The 25,294-nt window shown below is 73.7% G+C and carries 23 protein-coding genes; 10 read left to right on the forward strand and 13 right to left on the reverse strand.

From position 1 onward, the window contains the following. Positions 1 to 223: 223 nt before the first annotated feature. On the reverse strand, positions 224 to 1,402 hold the full coding sequence (locus AAC134_RS11005; protein WP_339949138.1) for a substrate-binding domain-containing protein: 1,179 nt from the start codon (positions 1,400 to 1,402) through the stop codon (positions 224 to 226). A gap of 333 nt (positions 1,403 to 1,735) precedes the next feature. On the opposite strand from AAC134_RS11005, the gene AAC134_RS11010 reads away from it, so the two are divergent. Next, a complete protein-coding gene (locus AAC134_RS11010; RefSeq protein ID WP_339949139.1) occupies positions 1,736 to 3,010 on the forward strand; it encodes an imelysin family protein in 1,275 nt (424 codons plus the stop codon). A gap of 87 nt (positions 3,011 to 3,097) precedes the next feature. On the opposite strand, the gene AAC134_RS11015 is transcribed toward AAC134_RS11010, so the two are convergent. Next, a complete protein-coding gene (locus AAC134_RS11015; protein ID WP_339949140.1) occupies positions 3,098 to 4,441 on the reverse strand; it encodes a hypothetical protein in 1,344 nt (447 codons plus the stop codon). A 520-nt stretch (positions 4,442 to 4,961) separates the two neighbouring features. On the opposite strand from AAC134_RS11015, the gene AAC134_RS11020 reads away from it, so the two are divergent. The 6 genes from AAC134_RS11020 (at position 4,962) to AAC134_RS11045 (ending at position 11,435) form a co-directional block, all read left to right on the forward strand. Continuing rightward, positions 4,962 to 6,500 carry a di-heme oxidoredictase family protein gene (locus AAC134_RS11020; protein WP_339949141.1) on the forward strand — a complete coding sequence of 513 codons (1,539 nt, stop codon included), beginning with the start codon at positions 4,962 to 4,964 and terminating at the stop codon, positions 6,498 to 6,500. After that, entirely contained in the window at positions 6,500 to 7,603 is a 1,104-nt protein-coding gene (locus AAC134_RS11025) for an imelysin family protein (protein WP_339949142.1), read from the forward strand. Before AAC134_RS11020 ends, AAC134_RS11025 begins: the two co-directional genes overlap by 1 nt. A gap of 11 nt (positions 7,604 to 7,614) precedes the next feature. Continuing rightward, positions 7,615 to 8,688, forward strand: a complete 1,074-nt coding sequence (locus AAC134_RS11030) for a DUF1513 domain-containing protein (protein WP_339949143.1) — start codon at positions 7,615 to 7,617, stop codon at positions 8,686 to 8,688. Between the two features lie 542 nt (positions 8,689 to 9,230). Further along, complete coding sequence (locus tag AAC134_RS11035; protein WP_339949144.1) at positions 9,231 to 9,983, forward strand: sulfite exporter TauE/SafE family protein; 753 nt, start codon at positions 9,231 to 9,233, stop codon at positions 9,981 to 9,983. Between the two features lie 170 nt (positions 9,984 to 10,153). Then, a complete protein-coding gene (locus AAC134_RS11040; RefSeq protein WP_339949145.1) occupies positions 10,154 to 10,573 on the forward strand; it encodes a CAP domain-containing protein in 420 nt (139 codons plus the stop codon). Positions 10,574 to 10,883: 310 nt separating this feature from the next. Continuing rightward, a complete protein-coding gene (locus AAC134_RS11045) occupies positions 10,884 to 11,435 on the forward strand; it encodes a 2OG-Fe(II) oxygenase (RefSeq protein ID WP_339949146.1) in 552 nt (183 codons plus the stop codon). A gap of 51 nt (positions 11,436 to 11,486) precedes the next feature. On the opposite strand, the gene AAC134_RS11050 is transcribed toward AAC134_RS11045, so the two are convergent. Then, on the reverse strand, positions 11,487 to 12,758 hold the full coding sequence (locus AAC134_RS11050; RefSeq protein ID WP_339949147.1) for an AI-2E family transporter: 1,272 nt from the start codon (positions 12,756 to 12,758) through the stop codon (positions 11,487 to 11,489). A gap of 272 nt (positions 12,759 to 13,030) precedes the next feature. Beyond that, positions 13,031 to 13,327 carry a metalloregulator ArsR/SmtB family transcription factor gene (locus AAC134_RS11055; RefSeq protein WP_339949168.1) on the reverse strand — a complete coding sequence of 99 codons (297 nt, stop codon included), beginning with the start codon at positions 13,325 to 13,327 and terminating at the stop codon, positions 13,031 to 13,033. A gap of 535 nt (positions 13,328 to 13,862) precedes the next feature. On the opposite strand from AAC134_RS11055, the gene hemA reads away from it, so the two are divergent. After that, on the forward strand, positions 13,863 to 15,092 hold the full coding sequence (hemA, locus tag AAC134_RS11060; RefSeq protein WP_339949148.1) for a 5-aminolevulinate synthase: 1,230 nt from the start codon (positions 13,863 to 13,865) through the stop codon (positions 15,090 to 15,092). 197 nt (positions 15,093 to 15,289) lie between these two features. After that, positions 15,290 to 15,718, forward strand: coding sequence for a cytochrome C (locus AAC134_RS11065; protein ID WP_339949149.1), 429 nt, complete (start codon positions 15,290 to 15,292; stop codon positions 15,716 to 15,718). Positions 15,719 to 15,908: 190 nt separating this feature from the next. Here AAC134_RS11065 and AAC134_RS11070 read toward each other — a convergent pair whose 3' ends face one another. The 9 genes from AAC134_RS11070 to AAC134_RS11110 all read right to left on the reverse strand — a co-directional run bounded on the left by AAC134_RS11070 (position 15,909) and on the right by AAC134_RS11110 (position 23,104). Further along, positions 15,909 to 16,433, reverse strand: a complete 525-nt coding sequence (locus AAC134_RS11070; RefSeq protein WP_339949150.1) for a hypothetical protein — start codon at positions 16,431 to 16,433, stop codon at positions 15,909 to 15,911. Continuing rightward, positions 16,430 to 16,756, reverse strand: a complete 327-nt coding sequence (locus AAC134_RS11075) for a DUF1491 family protein (protein WP_339949151.1) — start codon at positions 16,754 to 16,756, stop codon at positions 16,430 to 16,432. Before AAC134_RS11075 ends, AAC134_RS11070 begins: the two co-directional genes overlap by 4 nt. Before the next feature lie 3 nt (positions 16,757 to 16,759). Further along, the gene (gene era, locus AAC134_RS11080; protein ID WP_339949152.1) at positions 16,760 to 17,809 is read right to left on the reverse strand and encodes a GTPase Era; all 1,050 of its coding nucleotides are present in this window, start codon (positions 17,807 to 17,809) and stop codon (positions 16,760 to 16,762) included. Beyond that, positions 17,806 to 18,465 (reverse strand): ribonuclease III, encoded by a 660-nt coding sequence (rnc, locus tag AAC134_RS11085; RefSeq protein WP_339949169.1) that lies wholly within the window; start codon positions 18,463 to 18,465, stop codon positions 17,806 to 17,808. The genes era and rnc overlap by 4 nt, the downstream gene beginning before the upstream one ends. Positions 18,466 to 18,529: 64 nt before the next feature. Next, positions 18,530 to 19,294, reverse strand: coding sequence for a signal peptidase I (gene lepB, locus AAC134_RS11090; protein WP_339949153.1), 765 nt, complete (start codon positions 19,292 to 19,294; stop codon positions 18,530 to 18,532). A 307-nt stretch (positions 19,295 to 19,601) separates the two neighbouring features. Continuing rightward, positions 19,602 to 20,033: a holo-ACP synthase gene (gene acpS / locus AAC134_RS11095; RefSeq protein WP_339949154.1), complete on the reverse strand. Its 432-nt coding sequence runs from the start codon at positions 20,031 to 20,033 to the stop codon at positions 19,602 to 19,604. A 234-nt stretch (positions 20,034 to 20,267) separates the two neighbouring features. Beyond that, positions 20,268 to 21,062, reverse strand: coding sequence for a tellurite resistance TerB family protein (locus AAC134_RS11100; protein WP_339949155.1), 795 nt, complete (start codon positions 21,060 to 21,062; stop codon positions 20,268 to 20,270). A gap of 118 nt (positions 21,063 to 21,180) precedes the next feature. After that, positions 21,181 to 22,158 (reverse strand): homoserine O-succinyltransferase, encoded by a 978-nt coding sequence (metA, locus tag AAC134_RS11105; protein ID WP_339949156.1) that lies wholly within the window; start codon positions 22,156 to 22,158, stop codon positions 21,181 to 21,183. A 70-nt stretch (positions 22,159 to 22,228) separates the two neighbouring features. Then, complete coding sequence (locus AAC134_RS11110; protein ID WP_339949157.1) at positions 22,229 to 23,104, reverse strand: ATPase; 876 nt, start codon at positions 23,102 to 23,104, stop codon at positions 22,229 to 22,231. Between the two features lie 199 nt (positions 23,105 to 23,303). On the opposite strand from AAC134_RS11110, the gene AAC134_RS11115 reads away from it, so the two are divergent. Beyond that, positions 23,304 to 25,262: a calcium-binding protein gene (locus tag AAC134_RS11115; RefSeq protein WP_339949158.1), complete on the forward strand. Its 1,959-nt coding sequence runs from the start codon at positions 23,304 to 23,306 to the stop codon at positions 25,260 to 25,262. The last annotated feature ends 32 nt before the right edge of the window (positions 25,263 to 25,294 follow it).

Here is a 25,294-nt window from a genome sequence, read left to right on the forward strand (position 1 = left end):
GCGAGACCGCCTCCGCCCGGTGGACGCCGGGACCCACGCCGCAGGCCCGGATCCGTCGCTCGCCGCCGCGCCCGGCGCCAGGGACCCCCTGGAACGGCCGTCGGGCGATCCTCCGCGCGGGCCGTTCGCGGCGGGGCGCGAGAGGCCCCGGGTCAAGCCCGGGGCGCGCCAGGCGGCGGGCGTCGGCGCCGCGCGCGTCGGGAGGCGCGCGGCGCGTGCGGTCTCAGTTGCGGACGGGGATGTCCATGTCCTCGATGGTCAGCTCGCGGACCAGTTCGGGGATCGCCCATTCGACCTCGGGGTCGACCTTGATCTTGAAGTGATACATCGACTGCAGCGCCTGGTGGTCCTCGGCCCGGAACATCATCCGGCCCTTGGGCGTCTCCCACTCCATGCCTTCCATGGCCGCGATCAGGTCCTCGGTGTCGGTCGAGCCCGCCTTGCGGATCGCCTCCACGACCGCGAGCCCCGCGGCCATGCCGCCGGCGGTGAAGAAATCGGGCGGGGCGCCGAAGCGCGCCTCATGCTCTTTCACCAGCCAGTCGTTGATCGGGTTCTTGGGGATCTCGTAGTAGTAATATGTCGCGCCCTCCATGCCCGGGAACTCCTTGTAGGCGGGCATGGCGGCGAGGATGTTGCCCCCCGTCGCGATCTCGATCCCGAAGCGCGAGGGATCCATGGCGTTGATCTTCGACATCGGGTTGCCGCCGCCCGCCCAGATCACGAACAGCTTCTTCTCGCCGTCCATGTCCTTCATCGCGTTGAAGATCCGCTCGGCGGCCGCGGTGAAGTCGGTGGTGTCGGTGGGCACGTATTCCTCGTGCACCAGCTCGGCGGGCGTGTCGGCCAGCGCCTCCTTGAACGCCGCCACGCCGTCGCGGCCGAAGGCGTAGTCCTGGGCCAGCGTGGCGATCTTCACCCCCTCCTTGCCCAGCGCCACCGCGTTCGAGATCGCGTCCTGCGAGCTGTTGCGCCCGGTGCGGAACACGAAGCGGTTCCAGTTCTCGCCGGTGATCGAGTCCGCCACCGCCGGCTCCACGATCAGGATCTTCTCGTATTCCTCGGCCACCGGCAGCATCGCCAGCGCCACGCCCGAGGACACCGGACCCACGGCCAGCGCCACGTCGTCGTCGCCATAGGCCTCGGCCAGCAGCGCCTTGCCCTGGTCGGGCTTGAGCTGGGTGTCCTTCTCGATCACGACGATCTTCTCGCCGTCGATCTCCATGGTCCCGTCGGTGGCGTATTCCAGCCCCATCATCAGCCCGGTGTGGGACTGCTTGGCATAGGCCTCCAGCGGGCCGGTCTTGCCGTAGACATGGGCGATCCTGATCTCGGCCGAGGCGGCGCCGGCGGCGAGCGCGGCAAGCGACGCGGCCGCGGCGAGGCGGGCGACAAGTTTCATGGCAAAGTCCTCCCTGTGCGCGGCGGGGACGGCGACCCCTCCCGGACCGGCCCCGACGCGCTGAATGGCGTCAAGCTCCGGACGCTAGGGGGGCGTCCGGGACTTCGTCAAGTTGTCGCAGGCCGGACGACGCCACGGCGCTGGCCCCGACCGGCAATTTTCTTGCGCACCGCTGGACAATGGCCCTGCAACCCGGCCGTCGTGCACGAGCGGCGTCGGCGCCAAGACCGAGTTTTCCGGTCGGGGATCCGACGCGGCCCTTTTCCCGAGCGTTTCACTCAGCTAACCAGCAGGGAGACACGATCCCGACCGACGCCCCCAAGGAGATCCCAGATGTCCGCTCTCCCCCGCGCCGTCCGCCTGGCGTTCGCCGCAGCGCCGCTGACGCTGCTCGCCGCCGTCCCCGCGCTCGCGGTCGAGAAGACGGAGGTGCTCGCCACCTACGCCGATATCGCCAGAGCCGGCTACGAGGACAGCCTGACGACCGCGAAACGCCTGCAGCAGGCGATCGAGGCGCTGACCTCGGAAGCCTCGCCCCAGGCGCTCGCCGCGGCGCAGGCCGCCTGGCTGCAGGCCCGCGTGCCCTACCAGCAGACCGAGGCGTTCCGCTTCGGCAATCCGGTCGTCGACGACTGGGAGGGGCGGGTGAACGCCTGGCCGCTGGACGAGGGGCTGATCGACTATGTCGAGGGCTCGGGCGCCACGGACGAGAATCCCTACGCCGGGATCAACGTCATCGCCTCGACCAGCTTCGAGCTGGGCGGCCGCACCGTCGACGCCACGATGATCACGCCCGAGCTGCTGTCGGACACCCTGCACGAGGCCGAGGGCATCGAGGCCAACGTCGCCACCGGCTACCACGCGATCGAGTTCCTGCTGTGGGGCCAGGACCTCAACGGGACCGAGCATGGCGCCGGCGCCCGCCCGTGGACCGACTACGCGACGGGCGAGGCCTGCACCGGCGGCCACTGCGACCGCCGCGGCGAATACCTGACCGCCGCCGTCGCGCTGCTGATCTCGGACCTCGAGGAGATCGTCGCCGCCTGGGAGGCCGAGGGCGAGGCGCGCCAGGCGCTGATGGCCGATCCCGACGCCGGCGTGGTGGCGATCCTGACAGGCATGGGCAGCCTCTCCTACGGCGAGCAGGCCGGCGAGCGGATGAAGCTGGGCCTGATGCTCAACGATCCCGAGGAGGAGCACGACTGCTTCTCGGACAACACCCACAACTCGCATTTCTACGACGGCATCGGCGTGCGCAACGTCTACACCGGGCGCTATGTGCGGGTGGACGGCTCGGTGGTGACGGGCCCCTCGGTGTCCGAGCTGGTGGCCGAGACGGACCCGAAGACCGACGCGGCGCTGCGCGAGGCGCTCGACCGCTCGATCCAGGCGCTGGGCGAGATCAAGATCGCGGCCGAGGGCGGGTTCTCCTACGACCAGATGCTGGCCCGCGGCTCGCAGCCCGGCGAGGCGCTGATCGGCGGCGCGGTCGACGCGCTTGTCGAGCAGACCCGCGCCATCGAGCGGGCGGTCGCGGCGCTGCACCTGCAGCCGATCGCGTTCGAGGGCTCCGACAGCCTCGACGACCCCACCGCCGTCTTCCAGTAAGACGCGGCGCGGCGCCGGCCGCGGCGACCCGATCAGGCCGTCCCGCTTCGGCGGGGCGGCCTGTCTCGTCCCGGCCCGCGCCGGCCTTCAGAACCGCCAGCGCGCTCCGGCGAAGACCGCGCGGCCGTCCTCGTAGCTGGCGGAATTGTCGGAGTAGCGGAAGACCCGCACCGTGCCCCAGACCTCGACCCGCGCCGCGTCGATCTTCTGCACCGCGGCCAGCCCGACCGAGCGGCTGGCCGAGGAGGCGATGCCCGCGCTCGCGTCCAGGTAGGGATCGCGCGCCGTGTAGAGGTCGACCGAAACCGCCGTCTCGCCCCAGCTGACCAGGTTCCGCCGCAGTCCCAGCTTGCCGTAGAGCACGCGCGAGCTGGTGTCGTCGGCCGCCCCCGCGGCCAGCGTCAGGTTCAGCCCCGAGGCGACATGCAGGACCGAGCCCGACCCCGCCGCCACCTGCGAGCCATCGCCCAGCCGCGACCAGCCCCCGCCGGCCGCCAGCCAGTAGCCGCCCTGCCTGCGCTCGAAGCGCAGGGCCACGTCGACCAGTTCGGCCTTGCGCACCGAGGCCTCGTCGCTGAGCAGGTTGTGTCCGTAGGAGACCGAGGCCGTGAACGCCCCCGCGATCGTGGGCGTGTCGTAGCGCAGCCGCGCCCGGCGCGAGCCGTCGAAGCTCGCGAAGGCGTCGCCGACGCGGATGTCGGTGAGCGCCCCCCCGTTGCCGTCCTCGCGGAACAGCTGCCCGCCCGCCGAGGCGCCGACCGAGGAATAGGCCACCACCGAGGTCTCGGAGAAGTCGATCTCGGTGATCCCGTCGGTGGCCATCGACCCCTGGCCGAGGCTGAGCTGGCCGAGCGCGGGCCGGGCGGCCGAGACCTCGAGCTTGCGGATGTTGTTCTTGGTCAGGTCGAAGTCGTCGCGCGCGGGGCGGTCGGCGGCGAAGCTGGCGCGGTCGGAGGCGTAGGGCGCGTAGCCGATCTCGGCGCGCCCCTCGAAGGTGGTCTCGCCCGCGCGCAGGTAGTGCAGGCCGACGCGCGACTGGGAGTTGCCGTTGTCGATCAGCGGGAACAGCTTGTGCGCGCCGCCGTCGTCATAGACCAGGAAGCCCCGGTTCACATGACCGTAGAGGCGCAGCACCCCGCCCTCGCCCACCCGCACGGCGGTGCGCGGCAGACCGTCGGCGACTTCGTCGGCGCGCGCCGGGGTGTCCGGCGCGCCCAGCGCGAGGGCGAGCGCCCCGCACGCCGCCGCCGCCCGCAGCCGCCGACGAAGGCCCCGGCGCGGCGCGGGCGTCGAGGCGTCGAGGGGGCGGTCGACCGGCGACTTGGCGACTGCCGGGCGCCCCGCCGAGGGCCGGCCTGCCGCGAGGCGGTCATCTGCAAGCGGAGTGGCGCGGAGGGCGGCGGCGGGGGGAGGGGCAGGGGGCGTCGGCATCGTCTCGCGAAGAGGGGGCGTCGGGACGGGGCGCGCGCCCCGGATCGGGGCGGCAGGGGCGAACGCCGGCACCCTAGCGCGCCCGGCGCCGCGCGTCGCCTGCCTCGGGCGCGGCCTTGCCCCTGTGTCGCATGGGCGCCGCGTCGCCTCGGTCCTCTGTCGCCTCGGCTCCGTGCCGCCTGACCGGTCTGGCCCCCGGGCCCCGGGTCTTGTGTCTGGGCCCCGGGTCTGGGACTCGCCATCGCCTCGTTTCGCCCATGGCCTCGGGCCTCGGGCCGGCTGCCGCCTCGGCCCCGCGTCGTCGGGCCCTTGCCCGGTTTCGGCCGGCGCGCGCGCGGCTGTGACCGGCCGACGCCTTGCGGGGCGCCGGAACTTCCGACCATACCGCTCAGGCTGAATCCGGAGCCGAGTCGTCATGGTCCTCGCCGCCCGTTCCCGCCCGCTGCCCCGTCCCACCCCGCACCGGCGCCCGGCCCCTGGCGCGCTGGCGGCGGCTCTCTGCGCAGCGGGCCTCGCCGCCATGATCCTCTGGGTCGCCCCCGCCGCCGCTGGGCCCGCGCTCTCGGCCGGGGGGCTGCCGGCCGCGGCCCTGCAGGATCCCGCGCTGCCCGTGATCCCCCGCACCAGGGAAGAACGCGAGCGGATCGAGGCCGTGCTGGCCCCGCCCGCGGATTTCTCCGCGCCAGAGCCGTTCGAGGCGATGCCCGGCGGCGGCGCCACCTCGCGCAAGCAGGTCAACCGGGACGCCTTTTCGCAATCCTCGGCCAACATGCCGTTCGAGCGGGAGCTGGACTTCAAGCTCGGCAACGGGCTGTTCCGCAAGCTGTGGGTGTCGGCGCCCTCGTCCACGCGGGCCTCGGACGGGCTGGGGCCCTATTACAACGCCCGCTCCTGCCAGCGCTGCCACCTCAAGGACGGGCGCGGCCACGTGCCGGCGCCGGGGGCGGGGGCGGGCGTGGCGAACACGATCTTCCTGCGCGTCTCGGTCCCCGCCGGGCCCGCCGACCTGCCCGAGGGGCTGCGCGCGGTCGAGGGCTACCTCGCGACCCTCCCCGACCCGGTCTATGGCGAGCAGCTGCAGGACTTCGCGCTGCCCGGCATGACGCCCGAGTACCGCCTGGGCGTGACCTGGCGGGCCGAGACCGTGGCGCTTTCGGGCGGCGAGACCGCCGAGCTGCGCCGCCCGGACTGGCGCGCCGAGGATCTGGGTCACGGACCGCTCGCCGAGGGCGCGATGCTCTCGCCCCGCATCGCGCCCCAGATGATCGGCCTGGGGCTGCTGGAGGCGATCGCGGTCGAGGATATCCTCGCCAACGCCGATCCGCAGGACGCCGACGGCGACGGCATCTCGGGGCGGGCCAACGTGGTCTGGTCGGCCCGCCACCGGCGCCCGCTGCTCGGCCGCTTCGGCCTGAAGGCGGGCAAGGCCACGGTCGAGGAGCAGTCGGCCGCCGCCTTTTCGGGCGACATCGGCATCTCGACCCCGCTGCACCCCGACCCCTGGGGCGAGTGCACGGCGGCCCAGACCGAATGCCGAGAGGCCCCCCACGGCGACGACCCCGAGCGCGGGGGCCTGGAGGCGGACGCCGAGGCCTTGCGTCTGGTGACCTTCTACGCCCGCAACCTCGCGGTTCCCGCGCGGCGCGACTGGGACGCGCCGCAGGTGCTGGCCGGCAAGCGCGCGTTCCACGCGGCCGGCTGCGCCGCCTGCCATCGCCCCCGCTTCGTCACCCAGCGCCTCTCGGACCGTCCCGAGCAGTCCTTCCAGCTGATCTGGCCCTACACCGACCTGCTGCTGCACGACATGGGCGAGGGCCTGGCCGACCGCCGCCCCGAGGCCCGCGCCACGGGGCGCGAATGGCGCACCCCGCCGCTGTGGGGCGTCGGCCTGACGCAGACGGTCAGCGGCCATACCGAGTTCCTGCACGACGGCCGCGCGCGCTCCCTGCTCGAGGCGATCCTGTGGCATGGGGGCGAGGCGCAGCCCGCCCGCGACCGCGTGGTCGCGATGCCGCCCGCCGACCGCGCCGCCCTGCTGCGCTTCCTGGAGTCCCTGTGATGTCCGACGACCGCGACGACCTCGCCCCCCGCGCGCCCCGCCCCCCGCGCGGCCCCGCCCGGCGCGGGTTCATGGCGCTGGGGGCGGCGATGGTCGCCTCGCCCTTCGTGGGCTCGCGCCGCACCTCGGCCGCGACCTCGACCGAGGTGCTGGCCAAGATCACCGAGCTGGCGCTCGAAAAGCAAGTGCTGCCCGGGCACAAGCGCTTCGCGATCGCGACCGCCGCGCTCGCCGAGGCGGCCGAGGGCTGCGCCAGGCCCTCGGTGCTGCGGGCCGCCTATCACCGCGCCTTCGACGACTGGATGGGGATCAGCCACCTGCGCTTCGGCCCGGCCGAGGCCGAGGGCCGGGCGCTGGCGATCGAGTTCTGGCCCGACCCCCGCGGCTTCGTGCGCCGCGCGGTCGAGGGGCTGCTGGCCGACGAGGACCCGGTGGTCGACGACCCGGAGGGCTTCCGCGAGGTCTCGGTCGCCGCCCGCGGCCTGATGGCGATCGAGCGGCTGATCTTCGAGGCGGGCGCGCCGGACGTGACCAAAGGCTACCCCTGCCGTCTGCTGGCCGCGATCGCGGGGGACCTGGCGCGCACCGCGCAGGCGCTGCAGGTCGACTGGCGCGACAGCCACGCCCCCGACATGCGCCGGGCCGCCCGCGGCGAAGGCGCCATCTACCGCAGCGTCGAGGAGCCGCCGCGCGCCTTCTACACCGCCCTGATGGGCGGCGCGCGGATGACGCTGGAGAAGCGCCTGGGCGAGCCGCTGGGCACCTGGGAGCGGTCCTGGCCGCGCAAGGCCGAGGCCTGGCGCTCCGCCCGCAGCCTGCGCAACGTCGAACTGTCGTTGCAGGCGCTGAGCCAGCTGGCCGAGTGCTTCGCCCCGGCGCTGGAGGCCAAGGCGCTCAAGGACCAGCGCTCGGGCTGGGAGCGGGCGCTGCAGATGACCCGCCGCGCGCCCGCGCCGCTCGACCAGGCGGTCGAGGACCCGGGCCGCCGCTTCGCCATCGAGGCGGTGCAGTCCTCGGTGGCCACGGCGCGCGAGCGGTTCGAGCATCTGGCCGCGCCCGCGGTGGGCATCTCGCCGGGGTTCAACGCGCTGGACGGCGACTGAGGGAGGCGGGGATGGACGGGAACTTCCGGGAAGCTGCCGCCCCTGAGAGCCTGGGTTCGGGCTCGGGCTGGGGCGCGGCGGGCGCGCCGGCGCACCTGGGCGCGGCGCGCACGCCCTCGGGCGGGTTCGTGCTGGTGGGGCTGGCCGCGGACGGGGGGGAGCGCTTCCGCCTGCCCTTGCCCGACCGGGGTCATGCGGCGGCGGTCCACCCCTCGCGCCCGCTGGCGGTGGCCTTCGCGCGGCGGCCAGGGACCTTTGGCCTCGTGGTCGACTGCCTCGAGGGCCGCGAGGTCGCCCGGCTGGAGACGCCCCAGGGCGTGCATTTCATGGGCCACGGCTGCATCTCGGCCGACGGCGCGCGGCTCTACACGCCCGAGAACGACTACGGGCGCGGGCGCGGCATCCTGGGGGTCTGGGACGCCGCGGACTGGCGGCGGCTGGGCGAGGTTCCCTCGGGGGGGCTGGGACCGCACGACGTGATCGAGATGGCCGATGGCGTGCTGGCGGTGGCCAACGGCGGCATCTTCACCGATCCGGCGATGGAGCGGCAGAAGCTGAACCTCGGCTCGATGCGGCCGAACCTCGTCTATCTCGATCCTGACGCCGGCCGGGTGCTGGAAGCCGTCGCGCCCGAGGCGCGCCAGGCCTCGCTGCGCCATATCGCGATGCGCGCCGACGGCACGATCGCGGCGGCGATGCAGTGGGAGGGCGAGGCGGCCCGCGCCCCCGCCGTGCTGGCCCTGCACCGCCGGGGCGAGGCGTTGCGGCCGCTGAGCGCGCCGGGGGACGCGCAGGCGCGGCTGAAGGGGTATGGCGGCTCGGTCGCTTTTTCGGGCGACGGCGGGCTGGCGGTCGTGACCTCGCCGCGGGGCGGGGTGGCGCACCTGTTCGACGTGGCCAGCGGGGCTTTCGCGGCGCAGATCGAGCAGCCCGACGTCTGCGGCGCCGCGCCGGCGGGGCCTGGGCTGTTGCTGTCGGACGGCATGGGCTGGCTGCGCTGGATCGGTTCCGATGGGGCGGAGGTTCGCCGGCGCGAGACGCCTGGCCTCGCCTGGGACAACCACCTGGTGCGCGTGGCGGCCTGAGCCGTCGCTCCGGGGGCAGGGGCGCCGCCCGCGCGGGCCAGGGCCCGCGCCCGGCCGCAGGCGGCCGGGTTTCTCCGCCACGGGGCGGAGAAAGGGCGGCTTGGCGCCCGGCCTCGCACGGGGGCGCCCGGGGCGGATGTCGAGGGCGCGCGTTGCAACGGGCGGCTCGGACCTCTGCCGGAGAGAGGATCGCCCCGCGGCGCCAGGGGCGTCGCGCGGGCGGCGGGGGCAGGGCGCTGCCGGAGCAGGTGTGCGCTGGGGGCCGGCCGCGCGAGGCCCCGGGTCAGGCCCGGGGCGCGCATGGAGCCTGCCGTCTGGCTGCACGGACTGATGTCGCGAGCGGGCGCTGGGGGCGACGGAGGGGCGCTCGGCGCAGCGCGCTTGAGCGACCGCGTGGGCCCGGGGCGGCGGAGGCGGCGCCGGCTTGCCGCGATGGACGCCTCCGCCGGGGATGGTCTGGACAATGCGGCGGGCGCGGCGCATGAGGGCCGAGGCCTCGCCGCGCGGCGCGGCCTGGCGCGACGAGGGGCCGAGGGGGCCGCATGACGCTTTCCTACACCGGCGGCGAACTGGCGGTGATCGTCTTCGCGATGCTGTTCGCGGGCTTCGTCAAGGGCGCCACGGGGCTGGGGTACTCGACCTCCTGTCTGCCGATCCTGGCGCTGTCGCTGGGGCTGAAGGCGAGCCTGCCGCTGGTGCTGGCGCCCTCGCTCGCCTCCAACGTCACGGTGATGCTGGGGGCGGGGCCGATGGCGCCCGCGATCCGGCGCTTCTGGCCGATGCTGGTCGTGGCGCCGGTGGGCGTGCTGGCCGGCGCCGCGCTGCTGGGGCGGGTCGACGGCGACATGGCCGGCGCGGCGCTGGGCTGCGCGCTGGTCGCCTGGTGCGCCTTCGCCTATGCCACCCCCCACTGGCGCCTGCGCCCGGAGCTCGAGCGGCCGCTCGCCCCCGGCGTCGGGCTGGTCACCGGGGTGATCAACGGGCTGACCGGGAGCCAGGTGCTGCCGATCACCCCCTTCCTGATGTCGCTGGAGATGCCGCGCGGCACGTTCCTGCACACGCTCAATCTCTCGTTCACCCTCTCGACGCTGGCGATGGGGGCGGCGCTGACCCGGCTGGGGATCATGACGGTCGAGACGGCGACGATCTCGCTGTGCGGGATCGTGCTGTCGGTGGCGGGCGTGCGCTCGGGCGCGGCGCTGCGGCGGCGGCTGCCGGAAAAGACCTTCCGCGCCGGGGTGCTGGCGGTGCTGAGCCTTGCGGGCGCGGCGCTGATCGTGCGGGGCCTGGGATGAGGCGGGCGGCGATGGCCGCGGCGGCGATGGCGCTGGCCGCCTGCGCGGTCGCACCGCCGCCGCGCGGGGCGCAACCGACCTCGCCGCCCACGGCCTCCGCCCCCGTCGCGCCAGTCGCCCCAATCGCGCCCGTTGCGCCTGCCGAGACCGCTCCCCCCCCGGAACCGTCCGTGGCCGGCTGTCCGGACGCGGGGCCCGCGCGCGCCGCCTACCGCCACGCGTTCGCGCAGGCGCTGGGGGACTGGCGCGCGGCGCGGGGCCTGGCGCGGCTGCGCCCCGATGCGGGCGTCGAGACCGCCGCCCAGCGCTGGGCCGAGCGGCTGGCGGCCGAGGGGCGCCTCGCCCATCGCGCCCCCGACGGCGCCGGCGTGGGCGACCGGTTGAGCGCGGCGGGCGTGCCCTGGCGGCGGGCGGCCGAGAACCTCGCGGCCGGTCCCCTCGCCGATCCGCGGGCGCTGCTGGCGCTGTGGGAGGGCAGCCCCGCGCACCGGCGCAACCTGGCGGCCGAGGACCTCTCGCGCGCAGGCCTCGGGATCGCCTGCCGTCCGGATGGCGACGTGGTCGCCGCGCTGGCGCTGGCGGGGCCCTGACCGCAGGGTCTGGCCGAACCCGCGCGCGACGCCCGGCCGATGCGCGAGGCCTGCGACACCCCCGCGCGCAACCCCAGGCAACGCGCGTCCCCCGTGTGATCCGTGACGCGCGTCCCCACGCGCTCCCAGTGACGCGCGCCTCCGCGCGCTTCCAGTGACGCGCGCCGCCGCGCGCTTCCAGTGAAGCGCGTCTCCGCGCGATGCGCGAAACGCGACCTCTTCCGCGTCGCCAACGGGCGAGACCCCCGGCGCCCTTGCGCTAGACCGGCCCGGGCGCGCCGCTTCCCGGCGCATGTCCGGTTCCAGTCCCATGCTCACGCCCCATGCGCTGCCCGCGCTGTTCTCGCCCGAGGACTGCGCCCAGGTGGTGGCCCTCGCCGATGACGCCTCGCTCGCCGAGGCGCGCCTGGTCGGGGGGCGCCGCCAGTCCGAGATCCGCCGCGCGCGGATCGCCTGGATCGAGGATCTGCCCGAGACCGACTGGATTTCCTCCCGCCTCGCGCGCGCCTTTGCCGAGGCCAACCGCGCCGCCTTCGACTTCGCCGTCGAGTCCTTCGAGGAGCGCGCCCAGGTGGCGCTCTACGACGGGTCGGAGCAGGGCGGGTTCGACTGGCACTCGGACGTGGGCGAGGGGCCGCTGGCGCGCCGGCGCAAGCTGACCGTGGTGGTGCAGCTCTCGGCGCCGGACGATTACGAGGGGGGAGAGCTCGAGCTCAACGGCGACGGCCGGCCCCGCGTCGCCGACCGGGCGCAGGGCGCGGCGGTGGCCTTCCCGGCCTTCGCCCTGCACCGGGTGGCGCCGGTCACCCGCGGGCGACGCTGGTCGCTGACGCTGTGGGCGCACGGCCCGACGTTCCGCTGAGCAGAGGGGGCGGGGCAGACAGACGCCCTGCCCCCTGCGCCGCCCGCGCCCTCAGCCCGTGCGGCGGGAGGCGTGGGCGTCGTCGTCGTAGCCGCCGCGCCCCTGGTCCTTCTCGCCGTTCGGCTTCTGCGAGGGGGGCGGCGCGCCGTGGCTCGGCTCGCCGGTGTGGAAGTTCCGGGTGTCGGCGCCCGAGGCGGGCAACACCACCTCGCGCCGCACCACCTCGCCCGAGACCGGGTCGACGTGCAGCTCGCGGTCGGGGGCGAGCCACTCGGGCCGGGGAACCTCGCCGGTCTTGGAGAGCAGGATGGCGATCGGGCGGGTGGTCTCGAACTTGGCGAAGATCATCACCATGACCACCATGATCGGCACCGCGAGGAACATCCCCGTGGCCCCCCAGAGCGCCCCCCACGCGACCAGCGACAAGAGGATCACGAAGGTCGAGAGGTTGAGCTGGTCGCCCATCAGCCGCGGCACCACCACGTTGCCGGCGAGGAACTGGATCACGCCCAGGCACGCGGCCATCAGCAGGACCGTGCCGGGATCGCCGGTGATCAGCATCGCGAAGGCGGTGGGCACCGCCACCCCCAGCAGCGAGCCGATGGTGGGGATGTAGTTCAGCGCGAAGGCGGTGAAGCCCCACAGCGCCGCCCCCTCGATCCCCAGCGCCCAGCAGGTGGCCGAGGTGGTCACCCCCACGCCGGCGCTGACCAGCGTCATCAGCCACAGATAGCGGCCGGTCTCGTGACCGATCTCGTCCATGATCGCGCGCAGCCGGGCGAGGTTGGTGCCGTCCTGGACGAGGTTGCGCAGCTTGGCCTGGAAGTAGCGGTCGTCGGTCAGCAGGAACAGCGTGTAGAGGAAGATCAGCGAGGCGTCCGAGACGGCCGAGCGGGCCATGTCGAGGACCGCGGTCAGCCCGCCCTCGCCGGCGAAGCGCTCGAACAGCGCCTCGCGGGTCAGGTGATCGCTCAGGCCCTGGCCGTTGAGCCAGTACCAGAAGCGCAGGAACAGCGGGTTGCCGTAGAGCGTCAGGTCGTCGGTCAGCCCCGAGACCGACAGCACCACCCCCTGCACGGCGGCCAGCAGGGCGGCGAACAGGATCACCACCGCCGCCACCCGCACCACGCTGCGGCGGAGCCGGCCGACAAAGCCGATGCGCATCATCGCGGTGGTCAGCCCGTTGACCAGGAACCACGCCAGGATCGCCAGCGCGACGGGGGCGGCGTATTCGCTGGTGGCCCCGAGGGTCCACACGGCAAGCACGGTGAAGCCGAGCACGAAGAACGGGCCGGCGGCGAGGGTCTGACCTAGGCGGAACATGGGCTCGGTACGTCTCGGGCGGCGCCGCGCGGGCGAGGCGGCGGAGGGGGCGGTCGGTGCGGGGCGTCGTCGGGCGGGACGGGCGACGCGACGTCTGGCCGGCGCCCTGGGGCCCCGGATGGGAAACGCCGCCGCGGTCGGCGGGCCGCGGCGGCTTCGGGCCGGTCAGACTGCGCGAGGCGGTCTGCGGTCGGGCAGATCGCGCTCGGCCCCGTCGCCGGTGGGGGGCGGGCGGGCGAGCGCGGGTCGTTCGGGCGAGGCGGGCGGCGAGATCAGGCCTCGGCGCGGTCGTCCTCGCAGAAGATGTCGTGCAGGACCTGCAGCAGGCGCCCGGCGCGATCGTCGGCGATGCGGTAGAAGATGATCTTCCCCTCGCGCCGGTTGTCCACGAGACCCTCAAGGCGCAGCCGCGCCAGCTGCTGCGACACGGCCGACTGGCGCGCGGACAACAGCCGCTCGAGCTCGGTGACCGACTTCTCCCCCTCGACCAGGGCGCAGAGGATGCGCAGGCGGCCCTCGTGGGCGAGCGCCTTGAGGAAGGCCGTCGCCTCGTCCGCGCGGGCTTCCATTCCATGCAGGTCTGCGGCGTCCCCGGGATCGGGTCGGGTGTCGAGCGCGCTCTTCATGATCACTCGCTGTCTCTGCCCGCGCCGGAAACCCCGGCGGTCAAGCGTCAATGAATATATTCGATGCGTCCGGGGGTGAACAGAGGCGGTCGGGACGCATCCTCGAATTGCATGAGTGGCGTCCGAAGACGGCGGGATATTGGCGACCCAGCGGCGCCGAGGCGGTATTCGCCCGGCAGGGCGAGAGGTTAGGCGAAGTCCCGGGCCGCGCGGCGGGGCGGGGCGCGACCGGGCGCCGGCGGGGCGCGCCGCCTGGGCGCGCTGGCCGGGCCCGGTGGAGGGCGGGTCGGGGCGCGGGAACGGCCGCGCGGCGCAGCATCCAAATGCCGCGCATTTTGGGGGAAGACGCGGCGCCCCCGGCTATGGCAAACGTGGCGCCCCGATGACGATCGCTGACGTACGCGCGCGGATCGGGTCGGGCGACCGGGCCATGCGGGCCGGCCTCGCCGCGGCCTCTCGCGCAACGGAGGACCGGCGGATGGACTACGAGGCGTTTTTCCGCGGCGAGCTGGACGACCTTCGCGCGGAAGGCAACTATCGCGTCTTTGCGAACCTTGAACGGCACGTGGGCGAGTTCCCGCGCGCCACGCGCCGGCGCGAGGGCGCGGCGGCCAACGACGACCGCCACGACGTGACCGTGTGGTGCTCGAACGACTATCTCGGCATGGGCCAGCACCCGGCGGTGCGCGCGGCCATGGTCGAGGCGATCGAGACCTGCGGCGCGGGCGCGGGCGGCACCCGCAACATCTCGGGCACCAACGTGCATCATGTCGAACTGGAGCGCGAGCTCGCCGACCTGCACGGCAAGGAGGCCTCGCTGATCTTCACCTCGGGCTACGTCTCGAACTGGGCGAGCCTGGGCACGCTGGGGGCGCGGCTGCCGGGCTGCGTGATCGTGTCGGACGCGCTCAACCACGCCTCGATGATCGAGGGGATGCGCCACTCGCGCGCCGAGCGGAAGATCTGGAAGCACAACGACGTCGAGGACCTGGCGCGCAAGCTCTCCGAGATCGAGCCGGGGCGGCCGAAGGTGGTGGCCTTCGAGAGCGTCTATTCTATGGACGGGGACATCGCGCCGATCCGGGAGATCTGCGACGTCGCCGAGGAATACGGCGCGATGACCTACCTCGACGAGGTGCACGCGGTCGGGCTCTACGGCCCGCGCGGCGGCGGGGTGGCCGAGCGCGAGGGGCTGATGGACCGGGTGACCCTGATCGAGGGCACGCTGGGCAAGGCGTTCGGGGTGATGGGCGGCTACATCGCCGGCTCTGCCGCGATGTGCGACTGGGTGCGCAGCTTCGCCTCGGGCTTCATCTTCACCACGGCGCTGCCGCCGGCGGTGGCGGCGGGGGCCTGCGCCTCGATCCGGCATCTCAAGGCGAGCGACGCCGAGCGGCTGGCCCAGCGGCGCAACGTGGCGCTGCTGCGGGCGCGGCTGGACCAGCTGGGGATCCCGCACATGCCCAATCCCTCGCACATCGTGCCGGTGATGGTGAAGGACCCGGTGAAGTGCAAGATGCTCTCGGACATCCTGCTGGACGACTACGGCATCTACGTGCAGCCGATCAACTATCCCACGGTGCCCAAGGGGACCGAGCGGCTGCGCTTCACGCCCTCGCCCCTGCACACGCACACCGAGATCGAGAAGCTCGCCCAGGCGCTGCATGCGCTGTGGAGCCAGTGCGCGCTGGCCCGCGCGGCGGCCTGACGGCCGGGCGAGCGGGGTCGCCGGGCGCCGGCGATCCTTGGCGCGCCGGAGGGCGGGGGCACTTGGCGCGCCGGAGGGCGTGGGCAGGAGAGTTCAAGCCTCGGCGCGCAGGGTCGCGACCGGGGCGTTCGACCGCGGAAAGCGGCGGATGCGGCGGGGCAGGATGCGCCGTCGCGAGACAGCCAGGGAGGCAGGGCATGAAACGGGTCGCGACGTGGGCCGCCATCGGGACGGTTTTCGGGATCATCGGGCTGGGCGCCGCGGCGCCGGCGCTGGCCGGCGACGCGGCGGCGGGGGAGAAGATGTTCGCCCGCTGCAAGGCCTGCCACGCGATCTCGAACGGCGATGAGGTGATCCAGAAGGGCGGCCGGACGGGGCCTGACCTTTACGGCGTGATCGGGCGCAAGGCGGGGAGCGTGGACGGCTTCCGCTATGGCGCGGACCTGACGGCGGCGGGCGAGAAGGGCCTGGCCTGGACCGAGGCCGAGATCGCCGAGTATGTGGTCGATCCGCGGGCGTTCCTGCAGGCGTATCTCGACGACCCGTCGGCGAAGTCCTCGATGACCTTCAAGCTGCGCAAGGGCGGCGAGGATGTGGCGGCCTACCTGGCGTCCGTCTCGCCGTAAGGATCGACGCGCGGGGGCGTATCGGACCTCGGCGCCCTGCGGGCGCCGTCGGCCCGCCCGCCCCCGGCTGCGCCGGGATCCCCCTGCCGCCCGGCGCCGCCGTTGCGCGGAAACCGGGCGCGGAGCGGTTCATGCACGGGCGGCGCGGGGCGAGGTCTCGTGCGGGGCTGTCGTCTGCGCGGGGGGCGGGTCAGTCGGCGGGGGCTTGGTCGGTCGGGCGCCAGACGCCCGCGTCGAGGTCGCGGCGCCAGCCGGCGTCGGTCATCGCGTCCGACAGGGCGAAGATCGGGGCGATCTGCGTCTCCGGGCCCGGGCGACAGGTCAGCGAGGCCAGCAGGTCGTCGCCGCGCAGGACGTTCACGCCGGCCTCGAGTGGGGCGTCCGGCGTCAGGCGGTCAAAGGCGTGCCAGACTTCGTAGACATGGGCGCCGCTGTTGAAGGCGACGCTTTCCCACAGGCTGCGGCCGACGCCGTTCCAGGGGGTGACCGTGCCGTCCGACAGGGGCGCGCGCAGGGTCAGTTCGGGGGCGCCGGGCGGGCCGAAGGCGTAGGTGAAGGCGGGCTCGGAGGCGGGCGCGCCGGGATCGAGGCAGACCTCGAGCCGTCGGCGGTCGTCGACGGGACAGGAGACGAGGGTCTCGCCGACGCAGTCCGCGGCCGCGGACAGGGGGGCGACCAGCGGGGCCAGCGCCAGGAGGAGATGCGCCCGGGTCATTCGAGGCCCGGCTCGTCGAGCAGGGTGCGGCCGCGGGCGTCCTCGAGCTCGATCACCCACAGGTCGGGGTCGAAGCCGCGCTGGCGGGCGACGGCGGCGTCGACGTCGCGCTCGGGGCCTTCGGCCAGCACCATCCATTCGCGGCCCTCGAGGGTGGTGCGACGCTCATAGGCGGTCGCGTTTCCGTCGAGGGTGGCGACCTTGACCAACACGGCGCCGGCGGTGTCGTCGCCGCGGTGGGTCACGTAGCAGGGGATCATCGCCATCTCGAGGCGCGTCCGGTAGGCGTGAACCCAGAACCCGGCTGTGAGCCGCGGGGTCATCGCCTAGCGCCCCTTCCGGCCGTCGTAGTCGAGGCCCATCTGATCGTAGCGCTCGCGCTCGTTCTCCCACTCGGGGCGGACCTTCACCTCGAGAAACAGGTGCACGTCGCGGTCGAGGAAGGTGCGCAGGTCGGCGCGGGCGGCCGAGCCGACGGCCTTGATCGTCTCGCCCTTCTTGCCCAGCACGATGCCGCGATGGCCCTCACGGCCCACGTAGACGATCTGGCGGATCACGGTGGAGCCGTCCTTGCGGTCCTCCCAGGCCTCGGTCTCGACGGTGAGCTGGTAGGGCAGCTCCTGGTGGAGGCGCTGGGTCAGCTTCTCGCGGGTGAATTCGGCGGCGATGACGCGCAGCGGCAGGTCGGCGATCTGGTCCTCGGGGTAGTGCCAGGGGCCGACGGGGACCTCGGCGGCGAGCCAGCGCTTGAGGTCGGCGCAGCCCTGGCCCTTCTCGGCCGAGATCATGAAGGTGCGCGCGAAGTCGCGGCGGGCGTTGAGCGTCTCGGCCAGGGTCAGCAGCGCCTCGGGGCGGACCCGGTCGATCTTGTTGATCAGCAGGGCCACGGGGGCGCGGGGGGCGCGCTCGTCCAGCGCCTTGAGGATCTCCTCGACGCCCTCGGTCAGGCCGCGGTGGGCCTCGACCAGCAGGCAGATGACGTCGGCGTCGTCGGCGCCGGTCCAGGCGGCGGCGACCATGGCGCGGTCCAGCCGGCGGCGGGGGCGGAACAGGCCGGGCGTGTCGATGAACACGATCTGCGAGGCGCCCTCCAGCGCCAGGCCCCGGATCCGGGTGCGGGTGGTCTGTACCTTGTGGGTGACGATCGAGACCTTGGCGCCGACCATGCGGTTGAGCAGCGTCGACTTGCCGGCGTTGGGCTCGCCGATCAGGGCGACGAAGCCGCAGCGGGTCGGGCCCTCATGCGGCGCGGTCCCGTCTTCGCGGAGCAGGGCCTCGGGAAGGTCGGGCGAGGGCTCGCCCCGAGGCTCGCCGGCGGGCGAGCCGGATAGATCGTGGGTCGGATCGTTGGAGGGGTCGTTCGACTCGGGGGTCATTCGCGGGATTCCAGAAGGGCGAGCAGGGCCTTGGCGGCTTCCTGCTGGGCGGCGCGCTTGGAGGAGGCGGCGCCCTCGGCCTCGGCGCCGTCGGCCATGCGGGCCGCGATGGTGAAGACAGGGGCGTGGTCGGGGCCAGAGCGGCCGCGTTCCACGTAGGCGGGCGGCGTCAGGCCGCGGGCCTGGGCCCACTCCTGCACCGCGGTCTTGGCGTCGGCGCGGGTGCGCTCGGCCTTGGCGATCCGCTCGCCCCAGGCCGCGAGGATCGCGGTCCGGGCGTCGTCCATGCCGTTGTCGAGGTAGATGGCCGCGATCAGCGCCTCCATCGCGTCGCCCAGCACGGCGGGGCGGCGGCGTCCGCCGGCCAGCGTCTCGGAGCGGCCGAGCCGCAGCATGCCGCCGAGGTCCAGCGTCTCGGCCACCTCGGCGCAGGTCTCCTTGCGCACCAGCGCGTTGAAGCGGGGGGCGAGGCGGCCTTCGGGGGCGTCGGGGAAGGCCTCGAACACCGCCTGGGCGATGACCAGGCCCAGGACGCGGTCGCCCAGGAACTCCAGCCGCTGGTTGTCGGGGCGCACCGAGGACGACGCGGACGGGTGGGTCAGCGCCTCCTCGAGGGTGATCGAGGCGTGCACGTTCACGCCCAGGCGCGCAGACAGGTCCGCGGCGTGGCGGGCGAGCTCTCGACGGCTCACCGTCCTGCCTCCGGCGCGGGGCGTGCGATCAGTCGATCGAGACGAAGAAACGGTCGGCGCGCCAGTTCCAGACCTCCCAGAATTCGCCGCCGAAGCTGAGCGCGATCAGGTCGGCGCGGCCCACCAGGTTCTCGAAGGGCACCATGCCCACGGACTGGCGGCTGTCGTTGGAGTTGTCGCGGTTGTCGCCCATGAAGAAGTAGTGGCCCTCGGGGACGTTGAACGCGCGGGTGTTGTCGGTCAGCGGAGAGGAATTGTCGTCGGCGTTCAGCACGATGTGCTCGCGCCCGTTCGGCAGCGTCTCGATGAAGCGCTCCTTGAGGCACATCACCTCGCCGTCGATGCGGGGGTAGTCCTTGCACTGCAGGGAGTGGCCGCGGATCACCGGCTCGAGGAACTCGCCGTCGGGGCGCTGGGGGGCGGCCTCGCCGTTGATGTAGAGGATGCCGTCCTGGACGCGGATGGTGTCGCCGGGCAGGCCGATGAGGCGCTTGACGTAGTCTTCGTTCGAGCGGGGATGCTTGAACACGATGACGTCGCCGCGCTCGGGCTGGGAGGCGAAGATGCGCCCCGAGATCGGGGCGAGGCCGAAGGGGAAGGAGTGGGACGAGTATCCGTAGGCGTACTTCGAGACGAACAGGAAGTCGCCGATCAGAAGCGTCGACTTCATCGAGCCCGAGGGGATCCAGAACGGTTGGAACAGCAGCGACCGGAACACGCCCGCGATCAGCAGCGCGTAGACGACGGTCTTGACCAGCTCCCAGAGGCCGTCCTTCTTCTGCGCTTTCGCCATGCGCTTCGTCCTGCCCACCATGCCTTCGACGTCCGTCCGATGCCCGGGACCCGTCGGAAGGGCCGGTCAGGACCGGCGCCGGCGGGGCGCGCCGTTGTCGCCGTGGGATCGGGCCAAGTCAAGGCGACGAAACGGGGAGGCCAGGGCGTGGGCGAGAGGCGCCTCGGACACACGCCTCGGGGGGACCGCGCGGGGAGGCGGGCGCGTGCGGGAGGAAGGGGTTCGGGCATGGTGCGGCGATAGGGGCGCGCGGCGATAGGGGGCGCGCGGCGGGTCGGGGCGATGGCCGGGGCGGGCGGGGGAGCGCTCAGCCGCGGGCGGGGTAGGCCAGGGGCGGGTGATCGGGGGGCAGGGCCTCGATCACCACGAAGGCCTGGGCGTAGGGCATGTCGTCGGTCATGGTCACGTGGATGCGGCCCTCCCACCCCGTCGGGACCAGGGACAGGAACCGCTCCCTCGCGCCGCCCAGCAGGACCATCGTGGGCTGGCCCGAGGGCAGGTTCGCCACGCCCATCTCGCGCCAGGCGACGCCCATCCGCAGGCCGGTGCCCAGCGCCTTCGAGCAGGCCTCCTTGGCCGCCCAGCGCTTGGCGTAGGAGGCGGCGCGCTCCTTTCGGCGTTCGGAGCGGGCCTGCTCGACCTCGGTGAAGACGCGCTGCACGAAGCGGTCGCCGAAACGGTCGAGGGTCTTCTGGATGCGCCGGATGTCGGCGAGGTCGGATCCGAGACCGATGATCATCTCAAGAGCTCCGGCAGGGGGGAGGGCGGCGAGCGCGGTCCCGAACGGGAGCGGCAGGGTGGCAGGCGGGGGCGGTGGGGGCAAGCCGTGGGGCGGCGGCGGCGGGCGCGCGGGGACGTATCGGACCTCGCCGCCCTTCGGGCGCCGTCGGCCCGCCCGCCCCCGGCTGGCGCCGGGATCCCCCTGTCCGCCCGGCGCCGCCGTTGCGCGTGACAGGGGGCGTCGGGCGGGGGGTCAGACCAGGGGCGCGTCGGTCATCCGGTGCAGGCGGACAACCACTTCTCGATCGAGGCGCAGGGCGGCGGCGAGGTCGCGGAAGTAGGCGCGCTCGGCCTCGGTGTCGATGTCGACCGCCAGCAGGGCGCCGAGGTAGACCTCGATCGCGGCCTCGGGGCGGGAGACGCCGCGGCCGATCTCCTGGAGGTCGACGGGACGGCGGACGGCCTCGCGCACCGCCTCGCGCTCGTCGGGGGTGGCCTCGCCCTCGGTCATCTGGCCGAGGATGGCGTCGAGCTCCTGCTCGTCCACGTGGCCGTCGACCTGGGCCGCGCCGATCATCGCCTGCAGGACCAGCTTCTCGGTGCGCGGATCGGTGAGGGCCTTGAGCTCCTCGGCGTCGGGCTCGGCAGAGACGTTGGGGTCGCCGGGCGCGGCGCCGGCCTGGTGCTCGCGCCAGGCTTTCAGGGCGACCGTGCCCAGCACGGCCATCGCGCCGCCCTTGGCGGCGCCGCCGAGGCCCCCGCCCAGGAGGCCGCCGGCGAGCGCGCCGAGGCCGCCGATCTTGGCGCCGCTCATGCCGCCGACCTGCTCGGTGCTCAGGAAGTTGCGCGCGAGGTCCATCAGGCCGCCGGAGCCGCCACCGGTTCCGCCGGCGCCGGCGCCGGAGCCCGAGGCGCCCAGCAGCGACGTGAGGATGTTGTCGGCGCCGCCGCCCGCCTCGGTCTTGCCGACCCCGGCGCGCAGGCGATCGTGGGACTGACCCGACAGGCCCTTCTGCAGCAGGCCGCCGATGATGTTGCCGAAGCTCATGCCGTTCCTTTCGCCAAGCGTGACCGGGCGCGCGTGGATTTCGCCCCTGCCTGCTAGGTAGGCGTTCGGCGGCGGGTTCCAAGCGCGACGCGTCCCGCGGGACCGGCGAAGGCGGCGTTCAGCTGGCGGCGGCCTCGGCCGTCACCGCGGCCTCTTCCTCGGCGGCGCGGTCGGCCTGGCCGATCAGGCCCACGTCATAGGGCGTGGTCTGGTAGATCTGGTTGAGCCAGTTGCCGTAGAGCAGGTGCGCATGGCTGCGCCAGCGGTCCAGCACCGGCTTGGACGGGTCGTCGCCCGGGAAATAGTTCCGCGGCATCTGCACCGGCCCGCCCTGGGCGACGTCGCGGTCATACTCGCCGCGCAGCGTGTCGCGGTCATACTCAAGGTGATTGAACATGTAGAGCGCGCGCATCCCCGGATCGTCCACCAGGCAGGCCCCGACCTCGTCCGAGGCGATCAGGGTCCGCAGGCCCGCGCCCTGGGGAAAGTCGCTCTCGCGCGTCTCGGTCCAGCGGGAGACGGGGACCGAGAAGTCGTCCGAGAAGCCGCGCAGGTAGGGCGAGGACGGCTCCAGCACCCGGTGGCGGAAGACGCCGAAGGCCTTGTCCGAGAGGTCGCGCTTGGGCACGCCGCGATAGTGGGCGAGCATCGCCTGGCCGCCCCAGCACACGCCGAGCGAGGCGTGAACGTGGCTCTGCGCCCAGTCGAAGATGCGGCACAGCTCCTCCCAGTAGGTGACCGACTCGAAGGGCAGGCGCTCCACCGGCGCGCCGGTGACGATCAGGCCGTCGAAGCGGCGGCCCGAGGCCTCGATCTCGGCGAAGGGGGCGTAGAACGCCTCGAGGTGCTCGGGGCTCGTGTTGCGGCTCGCGTGTTCGGTCATGCGGATCAGCGTCAGCTCGATCTGCAGGGGGGTGGCGCCGATCAGGCGCGCGAACTGCGTCTCGGTCTGCACCTTGGTCGGCATCAGGTTCACGAGACCGATGTGGAGCGGGCGGATGTCCTGCCGGACGGCGGCGTCGTCCGACATGACCATCACGCCTTCCCGGTCGAGAACCTCGATCGCGGGGAGGCCGGCGGGGATCTTGATGGGCATGGCGGAACCTTACGGCGGAAACCGAGTCGATTGGATGGAGCCGGGCGCGGCAGGGCGCCGCGGGGAGCGCTTACATAGTCGAGACGTCGCGCCTGTCCAGCGCGCGGGCGATCAGCGCGACGAGATCGGCCTCGGTCTCGACGGCGGCCACCTCGTCGGCCTCGACCGTCAGGCCCCAGCGGTCGGCGATGGCCTGGTAGCGGGGGCGGCGGCCGGCGATCAGGCGCGCGAAGCCCCAGCGGATGAAGGCGTCGGGGTCGACCTCGTCGGGGGCGCAGCCGGTCTCCTCGAGGTAGGCCGCCCAGAAGGCGAGAAGCTGGTCGTCGCGGTAGTACATCGGTTTCGGCGCGCGGTCGAAGCGGGCGGTCAGGGCGGCGATATGCTCGTCCCCCTCGCGGATGTAGACCGGCAGCATCGCCCGGCTGAGCGCCGAGAGCACCGGGTCGCGCGGGTTGTCGGGATCGACCACCTCGCAGATCGAGCCGGAGGTGTCGCAGGCGAAATGCGGATAGCCGTAGAGCTCGCGCGCCCGCTCGCCAAACGCGCGCGCGTCGAGCATCGAGGCGATCTCGGCCTCGCGGTGCAGGCGCTGGCGGCGGACGTATTCGTCGAAGTCCATGCCGCCGCGCGCCGGATCGCCCGGCTTGCCCAGCCAGGTCGAGAGCGGGGTGAGGTTGTGGAAGCTCAGCTTCGAGCGGATCGAGAGACTGTCCGAGCGCAGCAGTTCGCGCAGGGCGGGGGACTTCATCGCCTCGCGCTTGAACTCGTCGGTGATGCGCTCGCCGAGGTAGCGGGTGCCGATGCGGTAGTCGACGGAGTAGTGGAACCACTCCCCCTCCTCGCGCAGGATCGAGGAGAGACGGGTCTTGCCCACCCCCGACATGCCGATCAGCGCGATCGAGCGCTGCGGGGCCGAAAGCCAGGCGTCGGGCGTGTCGTAGAGCATCGTGGATCCCCCTGCCGCGCCGTGCGGGCGCATCTCCCCTTCTGCGGTTAGCGGATGCGGGACGCGATGAAAAGGGCGCGGCCCGCGCGCATCGCCGCCGCGCGAAGGGGTGGCGGGGACCGGGCGTGATTTGACTTCCGCGCGGCCCCCGATCATGGGAATGAACCGGGGACAACGCGCGGCGGGGAAACGAGAGACCATGGGCAAGGGCAGGACGATCCTGACGATCACCGACGAAGGGCGGGCGCTGGGCACGCCCACGCTCTCGCTGATCGTGGCGATGGCGGCGGGCGGGGTCAAAAGCTCCGAGATCGTGCGGCAGGGCGACGGCACCGGGCTGGTGGTGCTCTACTCCGATCAGCTGCGCATGGATGTGCGGGTCGAGCTGAAGCCCAACGGCAAGCCCGGCGACATCGTCGACATGGCCCTGCGCGACCGCTACGCGACCCAGACCTTCGCGATCATGGAGAACGTGCAGGCCGACTACGGCGCGGTTCGCCAGGCGATCAAGAAGCTGGAATACGTGACCGAGGGCCGCGAGCCCGAGATCGACGACGCGCTCCGGCTGATCCGCCTGCTCGAGCGGCCGATGAACGTGGACGGCGACGACGGCTACGACATCATGGTCACCGGCGCGGGCGGCGGCGTGCTGCGCGCCAGGGGCGGGGACGACGACATCTTCTTCACCGGGCGCGGCCGGATCGAGGGCGGCTCGGGCGTCGACACGCTGGACCTGAAGTTCTTCAGCGCGCTGTTCGGCAAGAAGGCCGTGACCGACATCGACCTCAAGACGGGCGTGATGGCGCTGCCCGGCAAGGGCGCCGTAAAGCTCGGCTCGATCGAGCGGGTCGAGGGCGAGGGCGAGCGCGACGTGATTCGCGGCGCCGGCCGGGCCGAGACCTTCGAGGGCGGCGGCGGCAAGGACCTGCTGGTCGGGCGCGGCGGCGCCGACTGGCTGTTCGGCGAGGGCGGGGCGGACCGGATCCTGGGCGGCGGCGGGGCCGACCTGCTGGTCGGCGGCGCGGGCGGCGACGTGATCAAGGGCGGCGCGGGCGACGACCAGCTCGACGGCGGCGCGGGCAACGACGTTCTGCGCGGCGGGGCCGGGGCCGACGCGATCTCGGGCGGCGCGGGCCGCGACACGATTCATGGCGACCGCGGCGTCGACCTGCTGTCCGGCGAGGGCGGCGCCGACCGCATCTACGGCGGCGGCGGCGACGACCAGATCGGCGGCGGCGAGGGCAATGACCGGCTCTCGGGCGACGCAGGCGCCGACGTGCTGATCGGCGGCGAGGGCGACGACCGGCTCGACGGCGGCGCCGGCGGCGACACGCTCGACGCGGGTCCGGGCGCGGACGTGCTCAAGGGCGGCGCGGGCGACGACCAGCTGTTTGGCGGCGAGGGCGACGACCGTCTGCTGGGCGGCGGCGAGGACGACCTGCTGCTGGGCGGCCTTGGCGACGACGTGCTCCACGGCGACGCCGGCGCCGACGATCTGCGCGGCGGCGAGGGCGAGGACGTGCTGCGCGGCGGCGACGGGGCCGACACGCTCTCGGGCGAGGCGGGCGAGGACGACCTCGCCGGCGGACGCGGCGGCGACTTTCTCAGCGGCGGGGATGACGACGACGTGCTGCGCGGCGACGGCGGGGCCGACACGCTCTCGGGCGGCGAGGGCGCCGACAACCTCTTTGGCGGGGGCGGCGACGACCAGGCCGCCGGCGGCGCGGGCGACGACCGTGTCGAGGGCGGCGGCGGCAACGACACGCTGGCGGGCAACGAGGGCGACGACACTCTGGTGGGCGGCGCGGGCGACGACACCCTGACCGGCCACGACGGCGACGACCTGCTGATCGCGGGTCGGGGCCGGGACGTGCTCGTCGGGGACGGCGGCGCGGTCGACGGCGCCGACGAGTTCCGCCTCGACGCCTCGGGCAAGGGCGTCGACCGGGTTCTCGATTTCCGCGTCGGCGAGGACAGCTGGAGCGTGGCGGTCGCGGCGGGCGAGCCGGCGCTGACGGTGGACGACTTTGTCGTGGTCTCGGCCGAGGACGGCTTTGCCGTCGAGCTCGCCTCGGACGGAACCCGGATCGCCGAGTTCCGCGCCTCGGCCGATCTGCTCGACAGCCAGGACCTGCTCGACGCGTTCATCCTGCTCTGACGCCGGGCCCCGGCGCGGGCCCCGAACGCAGA

This window comes from uncultured Albimonas sp. (assembly GCF_963977235.1).
Classification (GTDB): domain Bacteria; phylum Pseudomonadota; class Alphaproteobacteria; order Rhodobacterales; family Rhodobacteraceae; genus Albimonas.